General features: G+C 32.2%; 18 protein-coding genes and 1 tRNA gene. 15 read left to right on the forward strand and 4 right to left on the reverse strand.

The window, feature by feature from the left end; translation table 11 throughout:
* Nucleotides 1-108 precede the first annotated feature (108 nt).
* The 4 genes from lptC to MUN68_RS14095 are packed head-to-tail and all read right to left on the reverse strand — an operon-like array spanning nt 109 to nt 4,115.
* Nucleotides 109-678 carry an LPS export ABC transporter periplasmic protein LptC gene (lptC, locus tag MUN68_RS14080; RefSeq protein WP_249993880.1) on the reverse strand — a complete coding sequence of 190 codons (570 nt, stop codon included), beginning with the start codon at nt 676-678 and terminating at the stop codon, nt 109-111.
* Complete coding sequence (locus MUN68_RS14085; RefSeq protein ID WP_249993877.1) at nt 679-2,061, reverse strand: tetratricopeptide repeat protein; 1,383 nt, start codon at nt 2,059-2,061, stop codon at nt 679-681.
* A 15-nt stretch (nt 2,062-2,076) separates the two neighbouring features.
* Nucleotides 2,077-3,387: an outer membrane protein transport protein gene (locus MUN68_RS14090; protein ID WP_249993875.1), complete on the reverse strand. Its 1,311-nt coding sequence runs from the start codon at nt 3,385-3,387 to the stop codon at nt 2,077-2,079.
* On the reverse strand, nt 3,387-4,115 hold the full coding sequence (locus MUN68_RS14095; RefSeq protein WP_249993873.1) for a type III pantothenate kinase: 729 nt from the start codon (nt 4,113-4,115) through the stop codon (nt 3,387-3,389). Before MUN68_RS14095 ends, MUN68_RS14090 begins: the two co-directional genes overlap by 1 nt.
* 189 nt (nt 4,116-4,304) lie before the next feature.
* On the opposite strand from MUN68_RS14095, the gene MUN68_RS14100 reads away from it, so the two are divergent.
* From MUN68_RS14100 to alc, 15 genes are all read left to right on the forward strand, one after another.
* Nucleotides 4,305-4,380: transfer RNA gene (locus tag MUN68_RS14100), tRNA-Phe, on the forward strand.
* Nucleotides 4,381-4,553: 173 nt separating this feature from the next.
* Complete coding sequence (locus MUN68_RS14105) at nt 4,554-5,108, forward strand: TetR/AcrR family transcriptional regulator (RefSeq protein WP_249993871.1); 555 nt, start codon at nt 4,554-4,556, stop codon at nt 5,106-5,108.
* 76 nt (nt 5,109-5,184) lie between these two features.
* Nucleotides 5,185-5,595, forward strand: a complete 411-nt coding sequence (locus tag MUN68_RS14110) for a nuclear transport factor 2 family protein (RefSeq protein ID WP_249993868.1) — start codon at nt 5,185-5,187, stop codon at nt 5,593-5,595.
* A 114-nt stretch (nt 5,596-5,709) separates the two neighbouring features.
* A complete protein-coding gene (locus tag MUN68_RS14115; protein WP_249993866.1) occupies nt 5,710-6,264 on the forward strand; it encodes a carboxymuconolactone decarboxylase family protein in 555 nt (184 codons plus the stop codon).
* A gap of 24 nt (nt 6,265-6,288) precedes the next feature.
* Nucleotides 6,289-7,272 (forward strand): alpha/beta fold hydrolase, encoded by a 984-nt coding sequence (locus MUN68_RS14120; protein WP_249993865.1) that lies wholly within the window; start codon nt 6,289-6,291, stop codon nt 7,270-7,272.
* Nucleotides 7,273-7,379: 107 nt separating this feature from the next.
* Nucleotides 7,380-7,805, forward strand: a complete 426-nt coding sequence (locus MUN68_RS14125; RefSeq protein WP_249993863.1) for a hypothetical protein — start codon at nt 7,380-7,382, stop codon at nt 7,803-7,805.
* 80 nt (nt 7,806-7,885) lie between these two features.
* Nucleotides 7,886-8,503: a pyridoxamine 5'-phosphate oxidase family protein gene (locus tag MUN68_RS14130; RefSeq protein ID WP_249993861.1), complete on the forward strand. Its 618-nt coding sequence runs from the start codon at nt 7,886-7,888 to the stop codon at nt 8,501-8,503.
* A 213-nt stretch (nt 8,504-8,716) separates the two neighbouring features.
* Nucleotides 8,717-9,727: an alkene reductase gene (locus MUN68_RS14135; protein ID WP_249993859.1), complete on the forward strand. Its 1,011-nt coding sequence runs from the start codon at nt 8,717-8,719 to the stop codon at nt 9,725-9,727.
* 88 nt (nt 9,728-9,815) lie between these two features.
* Nucleotides 9,816-10,274 (forward strand): RidA family protein, encoded by a 459-nt coding sequence (locus tag MUN68_RS14140; RefSeq protein ID WP_249993856.1) that lies wholly within the window; start codon nt 9,816-9,818, stop codon nt 10,272-10,274.
* A 3-nt stretch (nt 10,275-10,277) separates the two neighbouring features.
* Nucleotides 10,278-11,048 carry an MBL fold metallo-hydrolase gene (locus MUN68_RS14145; protein ID WP_249993854.1) on the forward strand — a complete coding sequence of 257 codons (771 nt, stop codon included), beginning with the start codon at nt 10,278-10,280 and terminating at the stop codon, nt 11,046-11,048.
* Nucleotides 11,049-11,496: 448 nt separating this feature from the next.
* On the forward strand, nt 11,497-11,967 hold the full coding sequence (locus MUN68_RS14150) for a nucleoside deaminase (protein ID WP_249993852.1): 471 nt from the start codon (nt 11,497-11,499) through the stop codon (nt 11,965-11,967).
* 3 nt (nt 11,968-11,970) lie between these two features.
* Nucleotides 11,971-13,380, forward strand: coding sequence for an FAD binding domain-containing protein (locus MUN68_RS14155; protein WP_249993850.1), 1,410 nt, complete (start codon nt 11,971-11,973; stop codon nt 13,378-13,380).
* Nucleotides 13,373-15,697: a xanthine dehydrogenase molybdopterin binding subunit gene (locus MUN68_RS14160; RefSeq protein ID WP_249993848.1), complete on the forward strand. Its 2,325-nt coding sequence runs from the start codon at nt 13,373-13,375 to the stop codon at nt 15,695-15,697. Before MUN68_RS14155 ends, MUN68_RS14160 begins: the two co-directional genes overlap by 8 nt.
* Before the next feature lies 1 nt (nt 15,698).
* Nucleotides 15,699-17,042 (forward strand): allantoinase AllB, encoded by a 1,344-nt coding sequence (gene allB, locus MUN68_RS14165; protein ID WP_249993846.1) that lies wholly within the window; start codon nt 15,699-15,701, stop codon nt 17,040-17,042.
* Nucleotides 17,039-18,034, forward strand: a complete 996-nt coding sequence (gene alc / locus MUN68_RS14170) for an allantoicase (protein ID WP_249993836.1) — start codon at nt 17,039-17,041, stop codon at nt 18,032-18,034. Before allB ends, alc begins: the two co-directional genes overlap by 4 nt.
* Nucleotides 18,035-18,038: the final 4 nt, after the last annotated feature.

Below are 18,038 nucleotides of genomic sequence, written 5' to 3' on the forward strand. Positions count from 1 at the left end.
AAGTACCACAAAAAAGAGGTATACGTATGAAATATATTGAAGTAGCTTCATCTTGAATAAAAATATTTACGACAAAGATAAAGATGTTTTACTAAACTAATTAAACTATTAGTCTTTTAAAAGCATATTACCACTTCCTTCTAGAATGGTATAGTTTTTAAATTTAGTATCTGAGTCAAAAATATTCCCTCTACCATTATTAGAGGTTATAGACTTTAATCGCACCTTTTGATTCGTAAACAGCCACTCTTGTTTCTGATCGTAATATAATTGATCTGCGAAAAGACTATCATTTTGAGGCGTAATAAGAATAACATTACCTTGTAAATCGATTAAATCTGTTTTGTTATATACGATTGCATAATCAGCTAAAATTACATTCTTCTCACCATTTTCGTCATATAATGATAAGTTCACACCTTCTGGAAATTCAGAAAACCCAAAGCCTCTATTAGAGTAATCTAACATTCTAGGGCTTTTAAGATTTGCGATAACTTTACCAGTAGTATCTTCGGCTTCGGTATATCTTAAATCAATATTTTTAGCTTCACCAATAGGTTGATTTTGAAGTATTCCTATTTGCTGAACATCTTTAAAATTGTTCTTACATGAAAAAAACATAGTCACAACAAACGTTGTGACTATGAATATATTTATATGTAAAAATTTACGTTTCATTTACAGGTTAGGAACTTGCACACTTCCACCTATCCAACAACCAATAGAGATTGTAGTTCCTGCATTTCCAGCTTGGAAAATCTCAGACTTAGTAGGTGCATTTGCGTTATAAGAATTAGCAGCTTGTTGTGCACTAGACTTCATACTTGCATCTACTCTTCCTGCTTTTAAAGCTTCTTGAGCAGCATACCAGAATACAGCTCTTTTATTAAAGTTAGTATCTCCACAACTATTGGCACTCTTAGCATACATAGATGCAATTTGCAAATGAGGCGTTCCGTCTGAAGGATTTAACTTTAAAGCTTCTCTATAATATTGTCTTGCAGCTCCATAACTTCCGCGTTTTTTATAACCATGAGCAATTTTTTTTGCTAAACGACCTTTTTTAAACACATCAGTTTCTAATTCATAAGCTTGTTTGATGTAATCATCTCCTTCTTTATTTTTACCTTGTTTATACAATATTGTTGCAACAAAGTATTTTGTATCAGCAGAAGGTGCAGTTGCATCATAAGCTTTTACTAATTCAATATATAAAGGATCATCAGTGCATTCTTTGTTATACATTCTGCTTACAGCTCTTTTCAACCAAACTGCATCATTTTTATATGTTGGAAAATCTTTCTGATATAGTGGAATTAAATTCTCACAATTCGCTAACTGACCTAGATATGTATCTAAACTTCCTGATATTTTACCATTAGCCTCCAAAGATTTTTGATAAAACGTTTTGTATTTACCTTCTTTTTTTGTCAATACCGTTCCTGCTTCTTCTTTCTCAATAAGTTTATTCAATTTAATTGTGTAATTAGCATTGATCGTTTCTAATTGCTCAGACACATCATCATACTTATTAAAGACATCTTGAATTGGTGCTTGTTCTGCTTTATTTAAATCTACAACCTTAGTAAAATACACATACAAACCTTTAGCACTAGTGAAGTTTTTTAGATCCTGTGTATATGCTTTATCAAATGCATCATATACTTGTTTATCAGTTAGACCAAGTTCTTTTTGGTTGTCATACATTAAAAGTCCTTTATCAGAAAGCACATCACCTAAATCATATTTACTTGGAAAGTACTCCATTCCCTTATCCCAAACAACCATAAGATCTGTAATAAAATCTAATTTTTCTTGACCACTAGAATTATCAATTTTATGATTAAGAATCTTATCTCCATAAGCATAAATAGCATAACTAAACTTAGGACATTTGTTTCTTACTTTCATCCAAGGTTCGTAAGCTTCATCATATTTTTTACTCTTAACGAAGTCGCTCATTAAAGTTAAATTAAGCATACACTCTTCATCTTGTTGCGCAAAACCGAAGTTTGCTGTTAAGAACAAAGCAGCTAATATTAAAATAATTCTCGTTTTCATTGTATTCATTTTTCGTTAGTTATATTTTCTTTTTTCGAACCATATGTCATTTAAAGACATACTAAATTGGAAATTCACAAAATTCTCTTGTATTAAATTTTGGTTAGTTGTACCTCTTCTACCAACTTCTAATCCAAGATTAGCATTTGAGAACCATTTCCCAACAGGTAATCCAACTCCAAAAGATATGCCAAACTCGTTTATGTTTTCATTATTTATTTCTAAACCTGTATTTTCGAAATGCATTCCAGCTCTATAAGTCGCTCTTTTCCAGTAACTCGAAAATGAATCAGGATTTGGAACAAAGAAACCACCAATTGATATATTTGATGCATTTACAAAGTTTGCATTATTTATTGCTACTATTGGGTTTGAAAACTTACTGGTATTTTGAAACGTATATTCGGCTCCTAAAAACCATTTTCTTGGTGCTCCAATTCCTCCTCCAAAAGACAATCTGGCTGGCAATTTTAATTCAGTACTCTCTAAGTCTAGTGCTTCTAAATCTGCATCAATTGTATTTACCACAAATTCTTGTCCATTTTGCTGATTGATAACAATTGTAGAAAATGTTCTAGTGTTTTTAGATGTTATGTTGCTTTGGGGCGAATAGGTTAATCCTGATTGCAATTCAAGTTTCTCATTAATCATGGTTTTATAGGTCAAACCCAAATTAATATTTAATCCACTTAGATCAGATCTATTTTGTTCTCTTGATTGGTATTGAATCACATTTCCTTCATCATCATAAAGAAACTCTATGGCTGTATTTTGGATATTTCCAAAATTATAATGCACATCTATACCCAAACTCAATTCATCTGTAATACGATATCCAAACCCAAGAAAGGCCTTATTTAAACCACCTTCTCCTCGATATCTATTTAAAACATCATTGTTATTGTTTTGATCTTCTAATTTATAACCAACAGAAGTATACGGTAAAATCCCAAGGCCAAATCCAAGTTTATTTCCTAATGGAATTGACAAAGCCATATAGTCAATTGTTGTAGCACTTGTCTTTTCACTTCCTGAATCTGATTTTAAGTTTATGCTATTATGACTCGCTGCTATAGAAAATTTAACTGGACGATTTTCATAATTTAAAACCTTAAGGTTCGGACCAACATATGCTGCTGGGTTTCTAAGATTAACATGAATACTATCTGTATAGATGCTCAATCCTCCCATACTCCTATTTTCAACTGTACCTTTAAATTTTAAAGATCCTATTCCATAAAAAGAATATGGTGAAGCTGTACCTTCTTGTGCATTCATTTGTAATGCAAAAAAAGCAACTAAAACTATTACAAGTTTTTTTATCATTATTGTGTATTATATTCTAAAATAAAATTCAAACCTTCTAAAAGAAAATTTGAATTCGCAAATATGCCATTTTTTAATTGTTTTGACAAGAAATTGGCATCACCACCTGTTAAAATAACTGTTAAATCCGAATATTTTTCTTTATACTCATTAATAACACCTTCTATTTCTTTCAAAACACCAAATACAACTCCAGAATGAATTGAACTTTCTGTTGTATTTCCAATCAATGATTTAGGGAGTTTAGATTCAAGTAACGGAAGATTTGCGGTTAAATTATGTAAACTATGATATCTCAATCTAATACCAGGAGAAATTGCTCCTCCAAAATATTCATTTTGTGTATTTATAAAATCATATGTAATACAAGTTCCAGCATCAATGATAAGAACATTCATATCTGGAAATTGTTCTACTGAAGCACTAACCAAAGCTATACGGTCTACTCCAAGAGTTTTAGGTGTTTTGTATAAATTTTTATATGGCTGTTTAGTTTCAGAATTTAGAACTAATAGTTCAATCTCGGATGCTACTATTTGAACATCTTGATTATTCAATTTTCCTACAGAAGATATTATTCCTTTAGTAATGATAGGATATTTATTAAGTACTTTTCTAACTGCATTTATAAACCCGTCATGCTGAACTGTAATTTTTTCAAATAATACATCGTCCTGAAAAACAGCAAGTTTCACTAATGTGTTTCCTACATCTATTATTAAATTCATATAAAAAGATAAGCTGTAAACATACAAAATGCAACAAACACTTAAAGTCTGTTTAACCAAAAAATAACATATTAATCCCTTGAAAATAATGAGACTATCAACTTTAATAAATAAAGATTATAAATTTTTAAGGTTTCCTTTGCGAATAATAAAAATGCATATATATTTGCATTCTCGTTTAAAACGACTGGTGCCTTAGCTCAGTTGGTAGAGCAAAGGACTGAAAATCCTTGTGTCCCTGGTTCGATTCCTGGAGGCACCACCACTAAAAGCCCGATTCTTCTGAATCGGGTTTTTTGGTTTTATTAATTTAAACACTAGTATTGATAGGGCAATCAAAATTAATTACATCTTCTATTCGATAACATTAATTTGTTAAAAATACGTTAAATAAATACAGACTTGTCTGTTTTAATTATTTTCGCATATATTTGTCTCATGAAAAAATTAGGAGTGAAAGAACGCATTATCATAACAGCTTCGGATTTGTTTTATAACCAAGGATTTAATCAAACTGGAATAAATCAAATAATATCTGAAGCTGGAGTAGCAAAAGCAAGCATGTATCAACATTTTAGATCAAAAGAAGATATTGCTGTTGCGTATTTGACAGCGAGACATAGTATGTGGATGGGCAAACTAAAAGACTGTGTATCTGTTCAAAACACATCTAAAGGTAAAGTAATTGGTTGTTTTGATTACCTAATAGAATGGTTATGTGAAGTGAATTTTAGAGGATGTGGATGGCAAAATATTATTACAGATTTGCCCAAAGACCATGATAAGATTAGAGACCAAGCAATTTATCATAAGAATGATCTTAGAAAATGGATTCATACTCTATTGAAAGAAGAAGGTAAATATCCAAAACCCGAAGAATTGGGAGATGAAGTTTTAATTTTAATTGAAGGAGCAATCATTTTATCACAAATACAAAAAGAAAAATGGCCTATTGAAGTTGCAAAGAAAGCATGTATTAAACTTTTAATCTAAGCATATAACTATGAAGCTCTAAAACAAAACAAATAAATTAATACTTAAAAATAAACAGACTTGTCTGTATATAATTATGAACAAAATAACACCTCCTTTCAACAAAGAAAAAGCGAAAAAAAAAGTTCAAGCTGCTGAAGACGCTTGGAACAGTAAAAATCCAGATAAGGTATCTATGGCCTACTCAATAGATTCAAAATGGAGAAATAGAGAACATTTTTTTACTGGTAGAAAAGCAATTGTAGAATTTCTAACAGAGAAATGGAATAAAGAATTGCATTACAAACTTAAAAAATACTTATGGTCATATTCTGAAAATAGAATTTCTGTACGATTTGAATACGAATGGCAGGATTCGGAAACGAAACAATGGAAACGAACTCATGGAAACGAGCATTGGGAATTTGATTCTGAAGGATTAATGAAAATAAGAGACATGAGTGCAAATGACATAAGCATTAATAAAACAGAAAGAAAATTTAATTAATAAAAACCAATAGAAATGAAAACAACAAACAATTCAAAAAGTTCCATCTGGAATAGTAAAAGAAAACACAGATAAGATAGTCTAATTTAAAACACAGTTAAACAATTTAAAAAAATGAAGACATTACAACCTTTAACAATAGAAGAGGCCAACGAAAATTCCAAAGCAATTTTCACAGGTATCAAAAATAAAATCGGAATGCTACCAAACTTATATGCAACTATGGGTATTTCAGATAAATTACTAAGCGGATTTCTAAACTTTACAGAAACTTTAAAAAGTGGAGAATTCTCAAATAAAGAATATGAAGCTATAGCATTGATAACATCACAAACTAATAATTGTGCTTATTGCCTTTCAGCACATACAGCATTAGGTAAAATGAATGGTTTTACTGAAAATGAAACTTTAAATTTAAGAAGCAAAACTATTGCAGATGCAAAACTAAATGCATTGGTAACATTAGCAAGCGAAATTACAAACACTAAAGGTCATCCTACACAATTAGCTATTCAAACCTTTTTTGAAACAGGATATAACAAAGCGGCTTTTGCAGAATTAATAGCTATCGTTTCACTAACAACTATTACAAACACTATATATCATAATGGTGGTTTTGAAATAGATTTTCCAAAAGCACAAAACCTAGAACAATTACAAGAAGTATAACTAATCAATATAAATTTAAACAACATGAAAACACAAATTTTAAAATCAGTATTAGGTATTGCTACGATAGCAGTACTATCAATAGGAATATTCTCTTTCGAAACTCCTGAAAACAACACAATAATTCATAAAACTGAAAAAAAACAACAAACGCTTCACAATACAGTAAAGGTTAATGGTTTGGATATATTCTATAGAGAAGCAGGAGATGTAAATAAACCAACAATTTTATTATTACATGGTTACCCAACATCATCACATATGTTTCGAAATTTAATAACAGACTTGTCTGTTCGATATCATGTTTTAGCTCCAGATTACCCTGGTTTTGGCAGAAGTGATCAGCCTAAAATGAAAGATTTCGATTATACTTTTGATAATATGGCTAATGTTGTAGAAGGCTTTTTAGAAGAATTAAACGTTGAAAAATACAGTATTTACTTAATGGATTATGGCGCACCAATTGGTTTCAGAATAGCTTCAAAATATCCTGAAAAAGTTGAATCACTAATCATTCAAAATGGAAATGCCTATGATGAAGGTTTAAAAGATTTCTGGATTCCAATTAAAAAATATTGGAACGACAACACAATTGAAAATGGTAAAGCATTAGAAGGATTTCACTCTCCAGATGGATTAAAATGGCAATATACACATGGTGTCCAAGATCCTTTAAAAATTAGTCCAGATAACTGGAATATAGATTTACAACATTTAACTAGAGAAGAAAACAATGAGATTCAATTAGCTATGTTTTATAGTTATAGAACAAATGTTCCTCTATATCCAGAATGGCAACAATACTTTAGAGATCATCAACCACCAACATTAATTGTTTGGGGAAAGAATGATTACATTTTTCCAGCTGATGGTGCCTTTCCTTACAAACGAGATTTAAAAAATCTGGAGTTTCACTTATTAGACACAGGTCATTTTGCCTTAGAAGAAAAAGGAGATGAAATAGCAAATTACATCTTAGACTTTTTGAATAAAAATAATATTAAATAATAGTTTGAATAATTAATTGATGTTACCAGTTTGATTGATAAAAAATGAGATTAATAGCACCAATCAAACTGGCCATCAAACTTAAATTCAACATAAAACTTAAAAAAATGAAAACTATAAATTGGAAACAAGCAATACTAGCAGGCTTCTTAGGAACAATACTATTTGACTTATTAGGATTATTAATAACAGGCAACTGGTGGGACATTCCAAGCATTTTAGGAGCAAAGACAGGATTAGGATTAATGTATGGAGTTATTGGACATTATAGTAATGGAATATTACTAGCCATATTATTTGCAGGAATCGCGCCATCACTTTGGGGACCAAAATGGGCAAGAGCAATTACATTTGTTGTTGGTGAAACAGTAGCCTTAGTATGGCTATTTATGCTCCCATTATTAGGAGCTGGAGTCGCAGGAATAGATATGGATCCAATGATGCCAATTATAACATTAGTTCGTCACTTAGCTTATGCAATTCCTTTAATATTCTTTATTCAATATGATCAGAAAACCTTGATAGGGAAATAAAAAAACGGGAAGAGAGATTGATATGGTTTCTCTCCCTTTTTATTTTAAATCGAGAGCATCATTATTAAAAAACAAAAACCATGGCGAAAAATTTTGCAGAAATTGCCTTTACTGATTCAGTAAAAAAACTACAAGAACATCATGGAAGTCGCAACGCTTATGAGCGTATGGAGAAATATAATATCATTGATGGATTAACAATAAATGAAGTTTCCTTCATTCAAGCTAGAGACAGTTTTTATCTAGCTTCAATAGGAACTAATAAATTTCCTTACATACAACATCGTGGAGGTCCAAAAGGATTTTTAAAAATACTAGATACAAAGCGAATAGGTTTTATTGATTTTATTGGCAACAAACAATATGTTTCAGTAGGAAACATAGCAACTAACAAAAATGTTGCACTAATAATGATTGATTATCCAACAAAAAAACGTCTTAAAATTTTTGCTAAATCAGAAATTGTGGAACTTAAAAACAATCCAGATTTGTATGAGTTTATGGATTTAAATGACTATAAGTTTCGACCAGAAAGAATGATGGTATTCAATATTGAAGCCTATGATTGGAACTGCCCGCAACATATAACACCTAGATATACAACAACAGAAATAAATGAAGCTTTTAAACCACAGCAAGATTACATAGCAAAATTAGAAGATGAATTAAAAAAATTAAAAGAACAAATCAAACTTTAAAATTCAAACAAAATGGTAGCATTAATCAAATACAAACTAATAATTAGGAGTAACTACATTTAGCTATAGACAAACACAAGGAATTAAAATTCATGGAATTTAAAACAAAGAAGTTACGTTATTAGTAAGTAGAAAATTAAATAATCTAGAAAGATGAATGTATTTAATAGTTTCCAATTAGGAAAGGCAATAGAACTAAAAAATAGAATTGTAATGGCACCATTAACTCGTTGTCGTGCTATAGACAATATTCCAAATGATTTGATGGCAAAATATTATCAACAAAGATCAAGTGCAGGACTTATTATAAGTGAAGGCACTTCACCTTCACCAAATGGTATTGGATATCCAAGAATACCAGGCGCATATACTGATGCACAAATTTCAGGATGGAAAAAAATTGCTGAGTCGGTTCATTCTAAGGGAGGAAAAATATTTGTTCAGCTTATGCATACTGGAAGAATTACTGCCAAGGCAAATATGCCAAATGGAACAGTTACCTTAGCACCTTCAAATATTCAAGCGGCTGGCGAAATGTTTACCGAAACAGGAATGGTTACCCATGAAACGCCAAAGGCCATGACACTCAAAGAGGTAGTGAATACTCAAAACGAACACGTAATAGCGGCTAGACGACTGCTGACTGAAGCGGGTATTGATGGAGTTGAATTACATGCAGCTAATGGATATCTAATGAATCAGTTTATCAATCCTAAATCCAATAAAAGAGAAGATCAATATGGAGGCTCAATTGAAAACAGAACTAGATTCGTATTAGAAACGGCAAAAAAAGTAGCCGATGAGATTGGGTCAGAAAAAGTTGGAATTCGAGTTTCGCCATATGGAGCCTACAATGATATGCTATCAGATTATGAAGAATTAGAAGGCACATTTATTTATTTAGCTAAAGAATTAGCGAAAATTGAACTCGCTTATATTCATATTGTAGATCAAAGAGTTGCTTTTGGTGCTCCCGATTTCACTCTTAACATCAAACAAATTATAAAAGAAAATTTTAAAGGTGTCGTTATTTCTGGTGGAGATGTTGATTCTGAAGAAAAAGCAAAAGCTATTTTAGCTAGTGGTTTAGACTTGGTATACGTAGGCAGACCATTTATATCTAATCCAAACCTAGTTGAAAAACTTCAGAATAAAACTAAATTAGTAGCTCCAGATATGGAGACCTTTTATTCACCGAGTGAAGTAGGATATACCGATTACTAATTATTAGTTTTAAATCTATAATCCAGATTAGATTTTTGAGATATCTGTGTTTGAGGCTTTAAAAAACAGAAAATAAAAATTAAAAAAGATGAACCTAATAACAAATCTTAAGAAGCATAAACTTGAACTTCCTGAATTAACAGTTCCGGGAGGTTCTTATGTTTCCGTAAACATAAGAGGGAATATTGCATATGTTGCCATTCAATTTCCTATAAAAAACGAAGTGTACCTCTATCAAGGAAAATTAGGCAATGAACTAAGTACTCAGGATGGTTATAAAGCAATGGAGCTTTGTGCTTTAAATGTAATTTCACAAATACACACTAAGGTAGGCTTTGAAAATGTAATTGGATTAAATCATATTGATGCATATTATCAATCTTCTAAAAATTGGGATGATTCTCCTATAGTTGTTAATGGAGCTTCTGATATATTTGTTAATATCTTAGAAGAAAAAGGAAAGCATTCGAGATCCATTTTTGGTGTTCAAAGTTTACCTAGAAATTTTGGTGTTGGTTTAACAGCTACTTTCACTATAAAAACATAAAAAATGCTAAAGATTCACCATTTAAGAAATGCCACAATGGTTGTGGAAACAGAGAAAGATGTCATTTTAATTGATCCAATGTTAGGAGACCAAGGAGTCATGCCCTCTTTTACTTTTTTCAGACATAAAGCAAGAAGAAATCCAACAGTTCCTCTTCCTATAAATTCTAATTTGATATTAGAAAAAGTAACACATTGCCTCATAACACATCAACATCCAGATCATATTGATAATAAAGGAGTTAAATTCTTAATCAAAAAAAACATCCCAATTACATGTAGTGTAAAGGATGAAAAAGCATTAAAAAAAAGAGGGTTAAATGTTGTTCAATCTATAAAACATTGGGAGAAACAACAATTTTTAGGTGGAACCATTGAAGGTATTCCTGCTAAACATGGATACGGATTTGTTGCTAAACCTATGGGAAATGTTATTGGATTTTATTTTAAGCTACCCAATCAAAAATCAATTTATCTGAGTTCAGATACCATTTACACTAACTCTGTAGATAAAGTTTTGAAAGCGTATAAACCAGACATTAGTGTTTTAGCTTGTGGCACAGCTCAATTTGACTTATTTAAGCAATTAATTATGAGCAAAGAAGACATTATTAAATTTATAAAAAATGCATCAGGAAAAGTGATTGCAAATCACATGGAATCTATAAATCATTGCCCATTAACCAGAAAAGAACTAAAAGAAGTATTAACAAATAATAATCTAATTGATAATGTTTTAATTCCTAAAGATGGAGAAATTATGATTATGCAATAATCTAGTCAACATTATTCTATAATAGAAGATTAAGTTGGTTTACTACAAACCTAATTAGAAGTGACAAATACACCATCACTAAAAAGCCCGATTCAATTGAATCGGCCTTTTTAGTTTAACAAGTGTTCCTCGCTTAATATGCATCCAACGTTTTCCTTTCAAAAACAACTACACCGTTACAACCGTGAATATTAAAGACACCAATAAATATTGTAATGATTGCTAAAACAACATAAAAAGTATTAGACGAGCCATATCCTACTTACAAAAGATAAAGAAATACATTAAGAATTACTACGTCCTTAGTGCTTTCTACTATATTTAATAAAAAAATATTAATGACTGAAATTGAATTTTTGAATAAGTCTAAGCTAATAATCACACTATAATTAAGGAAAATAGTATATTAGCTTGTTCAACTTTTTTTAATTAAATAACTAAAATCCACATGTGCAAAGATAAATTTATGCAGGAAGCTGTAAATTCAGCTCTAAAAGGAATGAATAACAACGAAGGCGGACCATTTGGGTGTGTAGTCGTTAAAGGCGGAAAAATCGTCGGACGAGGAAACAATAAAGTCACCTCAACTAATGATCCAACTGCACATGCAGAAGTTACAGCCATTCGAGATGCTTGTAAAAACCTAGACTCATTTCAATTAGATGGTTGTGAAATTTACACCTCTTGTGAACCTTGTCCAATGTGCTTAGGCGCAATTTATTGGGCAAGACCAGACAAAGTATATTATGGAAGTAATCAAGTAGACGCAGCTAATATTGGTTTTGATGACGAATTTATTTATAAAGAAATCCCACTGCCTTATGCCGAAAGAAGCATTCCTTTTGAACAATTAGCTCGTGAGATTGCTTTACAACCATTTCAAGAATGGACAAAAAAAGAAGATAAAACGGAATATTAATACATGATTACCTTCATCCTAAATAATAAAACCATAAAAACGCCTGAGCATTCAGGAATGACGTTATTAGATTTTGTTCGATATGAACAACGCCTTACAGGAACCAAAATTGGCTGTCGTGAAGGTGATTGTGGTGCATGTACAGCTTTAGTTGGAACCCTAAAAAATAATACGATTCAATACCAAAGTATCACCTCTTGTATTTCTCCTTTAGGGAATGCACATGGAAAACATATTGTTACTGTTGAAGGCACCAATTTAAAAAACAAATTAACCGCTGCTCAAGAAGCCATGAAAGCAAATTACGCTACACAATGCGGATTTTGCACTCCTGGATTTGTGGTTGCTCTAACAGGTTTTGCCTTATCTAATTCTGAAAACAACTATAATAATGCACTTGATGCCATTAGTGGAAATATTTGCAGATGCACAGGCTATAAGTCTATTGAAAAAGCTGCATATCAAGTTGTTGAAAAGTTAGAGGGTCAAGAAAAAAATTCTTTAAAATGGCTAATTGAAAATGGATTTATTCCAGAGTATTTTGAAAGCATTCCTCAACGTTTAAAAGCTATTGAAGTAAAAGATTTGAATCAACCCAAAGGAAAATACGTGTCTGGAGGAACCGATTTATATGTACAACAAGCCGATCATTTAGCTGATAACTCAGTGCATTTAATTGCTGAAAAAGATTATCTAAAAGGAATTAGCATTGTAAATAATGTTTGTACAATTGGTACGAATTCTACCGTTTCAGATTTATGGAATCACTCTGAAATCAATAACCACTTTCTTAATCTCAAAAAGCACCTTAAACTCGTGTCTTCAGAACAAATTAGAAACATGGCATCTTTTGGTGGCAACTTAGCAAATGCGTCGCCAATTGGTGACATGACAATTTTCTTTTTAGCACTAAACAGTACTATTACGATTTCAAATGAAAACGAAAAAGAGCGAATTCTTCCACTTAAAGACTTCTATCAAGGCTATAAAACCTATGATTTAAATGATGGAGAGTTACTAAAAACCATTAGCTTTAAATTGCCAACGAAGCAATCGTTTTTCAATTTCGAAAAAGTGTGTAAACGAACACATCTAGATATTGCAAGTGTCAATTCAGCAATTCATCTATTTGTTGAAAATAATGTTATTTCTGAAGCGCATGTTTCCATTGGTGGAGTTGCAGCTATTCCGAAATACTTACACGATACTTCAAGTTTTTTAAAAGGAAAAACACTAACTACGGAAACTATACTTGAAGCTAATGAGGTGCTTCAAAATGAAATTTCGCCAATTAGTGATGTTCGTGGAACTAGTGATTACAAGCGTTTACTTGGTAGACAATTATTCTTCGCGCACTTCATAGAATTATTTCCAAAGCAATTCACTTTAAACGATTTTGTTCAGCATGCATAAACACAAATCAAATACCACATTAGATTCTAAATTAAATGCCGTTTCAATTGCTTTAAAACAGAGCATCAAAAACTTAGATTCGTATACGCATGTTCGTGGTGAATCTCTATATGTAGATGATGTTAATATCAGGCAAGGCACGTTTCATGGTGTTGTTTTTGATTCTCCAAAAGCACACGGAAAAATTAAACATATCGATTATTCTAAAGCAGAAGCTTTGGAAGGTGTTGAACGTATTTTTACTTACAAAGATGTTCCTGGAGAAAACCAAATTGGAGGTATTATTCCAGATGAACCTTTATTTGCTGAAGATGACGTTCATTTTTGGGGAATGCCAATTGCTTTAATTGTTGCTGAATCTGAATTTATTGCCAGAAAAGCAAGGGGTTTAATCGAAATTGAAATCGAAGACTTACCAGTCATTACAACTTCAAAAGAGGCAAAAGCTAAAGGAAGTTTCATCAATGCACCACGTTCTTTTAGTTTAGGTGATGCTGAAAAAGGATTCAACGATTGTGAGTATATTTTTGAAGGTGAAACTTTTTCGAATGGTCAAGAGCATTTATACATCGAGGCTCAAGGCGCTTATGCTGAACCTCTAGAAAATGGAAACATAAAAATAACATCTTCAACTCAAGGGCCAACTGCTGTTCAAAAAACAGTGGCTCAGGTTTTGGGTGTTGCTATGCATAAAATTGAAGTCGATGTCACGCGTCTTGGAGGTGGATTTGGAGGTAAAGAAGATCAAGCAACACCTTGGGCTGTAATGGCTGCTTTAGCAGCTTACCATTTAAATCAGTCTGTAAAATTGATCTTGAATCGTCATGACGATTTACGAATGACTGGCAAGCGTCATCCTTATGAAAGCACTTATAAAATTGGCTTATCAAAAGACTTGAAAATTTTGGCTTACCAAGCCGAATTTCTACAAAATTCAGGTGCTGCAGCCGATTTATCTCCAGCAATTGCTGAGCGAACGTTGTTTCATGCAACCAATAGTTATTTTGTTCCAAATGTAGAAACCACAGTAATTAGTTGTAAAACTCATCTTCCTCCTAACACAGCGTTTCGAGGTTTTGGTGGTCCGCAAGGTATGTTCGTTATAGAATCCGCTATTGCAAAAGCCGCCAATGAAATTGGTGTATCACCTAGACAAATTCAAGAAGCCAATTTATTAGATGAAAACAACAGCTTTTCTTATGGTCAAATCGCTAAAAAAGTTGAAGCTAAAAACACTTGGAATTCAGCAAAATCCATTTTCAATAGTGAAGACTTAGAGAAAGAGATTGAAGACTTTAATGCGACCAATTCAAACTTCAAAAAAGGCTTAGCGTTTATGCCAATTACATTTGGTATTTCATTTACCAATACACCAATGAATCACGCTCGTGCTTTAGTTCATATTTATCTCGATGGAAGCGTCGGAATCAGCACTGCTGCTGTAGAAATGGGTCAAGGTGTCAACACTAAAATGATGCAAATCGCTGCACAAGTGTTTTCTATTCCTATTGAAAAAACAAAAATTGAAACAACAAATACAACGCGTGTTGCCAATACGTCTCCTTCTGCTGCAAGTTCTACTGCAGATTTGAATGGAAAAGCAACGCTAAAAGCTTGTAATGCTTTACTTGGTCGTTTAAAAACTGTAGCTTCTGAAGACTTAAACACTTCCGAAGACAACATCGAATTAAAAGATGAGTTTGTTTACGTAAATAATAAGAAATCAGAATTATCTTGGACTGAACTCATCAGTAAAACCATGCTAAAACGTGTGGCTTTAACTGAAAATGCACATTATGCAACACCAGAGATTCACTTCGATAAAACAAAAGAAAAAGGGCATCCTTTTGCCTATCATGTTTACGGAACAGCCATTATTACAACTACTGTAGATTGTACTCGTGGCACTTACGAATTTGATTCCGTTAAAATTGTTCATGACTATGGAAAAAGTATGAGTGAAGGTATTGATTTAGGTCAAGTTGAAGGTGCTCTAATTCAAGGAATCGGCTGGATGACTATGGAAGAAATTGCTTATAATGAAGATGGTCGATTACTTTCAAATGCTTTATCAACATATAAAGTTCCAGATATATTTTCAGTTCCTAAAAACGTAGAAGTAATTCCTGTAGAAACTGAAGGAAATGATATGGCTATTTTAAAATCAAAAGCTGTTGGAGAACCTCCTTTGATGTATGGCATTGGAGCTTATTTTGCACTTCAAAATGCCATTAAAGCGTTCAATCCTAACTACGATTTAAAATTCCATGCACCAATGACTCCTGAAAAAGTTTTAATGAGTTTATATAGTAAATAAGATGATGACCGAATTTCTAATTTACAGTAAGCGTTGCTTTATCAATGACCAATTCATTGAGTCCACAATTCATATTAAAAGTGATAAAATTCTTTGTATTTATTCTGGTAGAAATGAAACGCCAAATCTTCCTTTTTTAGATTATGAACATCTAATTGTTATGCCTGGAATTATCGATGTTCATGTTCACATTAACGAACCTGGACGAGAAAATTGGGAAGGTTTTGATACAGCGACAAAAGCTGCTGCAATTGGAGGCGTAACAACACTAATTGAAATGCCTTTAAATGCAAGTCCAGTGACTACAGACCTAGAAGCTTTCCAACTAAAACAAGACGCTTCAAAAGGTAAATTACATGTAAATTGCGGATTTTATGGAGGCATTATTCCTTCCAACAAAAATGATATTGAAGATTTAATAAAAGCAGGTGTTTTCGGAATTAAAGGGTTTCTAACGCATTCAGGAATTGATGAGTTTCCAAATGTTTCAAAAACTGATTTAGAAGCTATTGCTCCTATTCTAAAAAAATACAATGTTCCTTTGCTATTGCATTGCGAGCTAACTGATGACAATGTTCCAGAAGTCACAAATTCAAAAAGCTATCAAGAGTATTTAAAATCGCGACCTCAACATTGGGAAACCAATGCGATTGATTTAGCTTTAGATATTCAAAAACGATTCGATATTAAAATGCATATTGTGCACCTTTCAGCTTCTGAAGGTATTGAACGCATCAAACAACGTAAATCAAAAACAGATAAACTGACAGTAGAAACTTGTCCGCATTATCTATATTTTAACGCTGAAACAATTCCAAATGAATCGCCAATTTTCAAATGCGCTCCACCTATTAGAGAGAAAGCAAATAATGAGAAACTTTGGAATTTCTTATTAGACGATGGTTTCGACTTTTTAGCCTCAGACCACTCACCTGCTCCACCCGAACGTAAGCAATTAGAAAGTGGTGACTTCTTTAAAGCTTGGGGAGGAATTTCAGGATTACAATTCACGCTTCCCATAATATATACTAATGGAAAAGAGAAAGGGTTACAAACTGAAAAACTAATTCCGTTACTCACAAAAAAACCTGCGGAATTTTTAGGAATTGAACACAAAAAAGGGAATTTAAAAGCTGGATTTGATGCTGATATTGTAGTTTGGGATGATTCTGAAGAATTTGAAATTACTGAAGATACTATTCAACACAAACACAAAGCAACGCCATATTTAAACGAAATGGTTTTTGGGAAAGTAATTCATACATTTGTTAATGGTGTTCAAGTGGTTGAGAATTCAAAATTAAAAACACTTCAACAAGGACAATTATTATTAAAAGATAGATGATAGAAGATAAACTTAAACAATATACAGACCTAGCTTCTGAGAGAATTGGCGGACAAGTATTATACGCAACAGACGATTTTTTTGCTGAAAAAGAAAATCTTATTAAAGAAGGTCGAGGCATTTTTATTGCAGATAAATACACCGAAAGAGGAAAATGGATGGATGGATGGGAATCCAGACGAAAAAGAACCTCAGGCCATGATTGGGCAATTTTAAAACTTGGTGCTGAAGGAAAAATTAAAGGTTTCGATATTGACACCAATCACTTTTTAGGAAATCATCCGCCTTTTGCATCTGTTGAAGCGATAAATCTAGATACTGATAGTTCTGATTGGAGCAACTGTGACGAATTATCTTGGGAAGAAATTTTACCAAAATCACCTTTAGATCCTGGCAGCCAACACTTTTTCGAAATCGATTCAGATAAAATTTTTACACACGTTCGTCTGCATATTTATCCAGATGGTGGAGTTGCGCGTTTTAGAGTTTATGGCGAAGTTTTCAAGGATTGGTCTAAAGTTAATTCAGAAGACCTGATAGATTTAGCCTTGGTAAATAACTGCGGAAAAGCTTTGCATTGCAATGATATGTTTTTTAGTGTCATGGATAATCTTATTTCGCCTACCACTGGAAAAAACATGGGAGACGGTTGGGAAACAAAACGTAATCGAACACCTAACAATGAAGATTTTGTAATTCTAAAATTGGGACATCCTGGAATCGTTCACAAAATAATAGTGGACACAAAACACTTTAAAGGGAACTATCCTGATTCTTGTGCTATCGATGTTTGTAATTGTGATAGTGACGATGTTTTAAGTGGAAACCATGAATGGAAACCATTACTGCCTAAACAAAAATTAGAAGCAGATCAAGAACATTATTTCGAAAAAGAAATCATACAAATTGAACATCCAATTACACACGTTAAATTGAAAATATATCCAGATGGTGGTGTAAGTAGATTACGTATTCTTGGAACAATTAAATAAATTA

Origin of the sequence: Psychroserpens ponticola, from assembly GCF_023556315.2 — a bacterium.
In the GTDB taxonomy this organism is placed as follows: domain Bacteria; phylum Bacteroidota; class Bacteroidia; order Flavobacteriales; family Flavobacteriaceae; genus Psychroserpens; species Psychroserpens ponticola.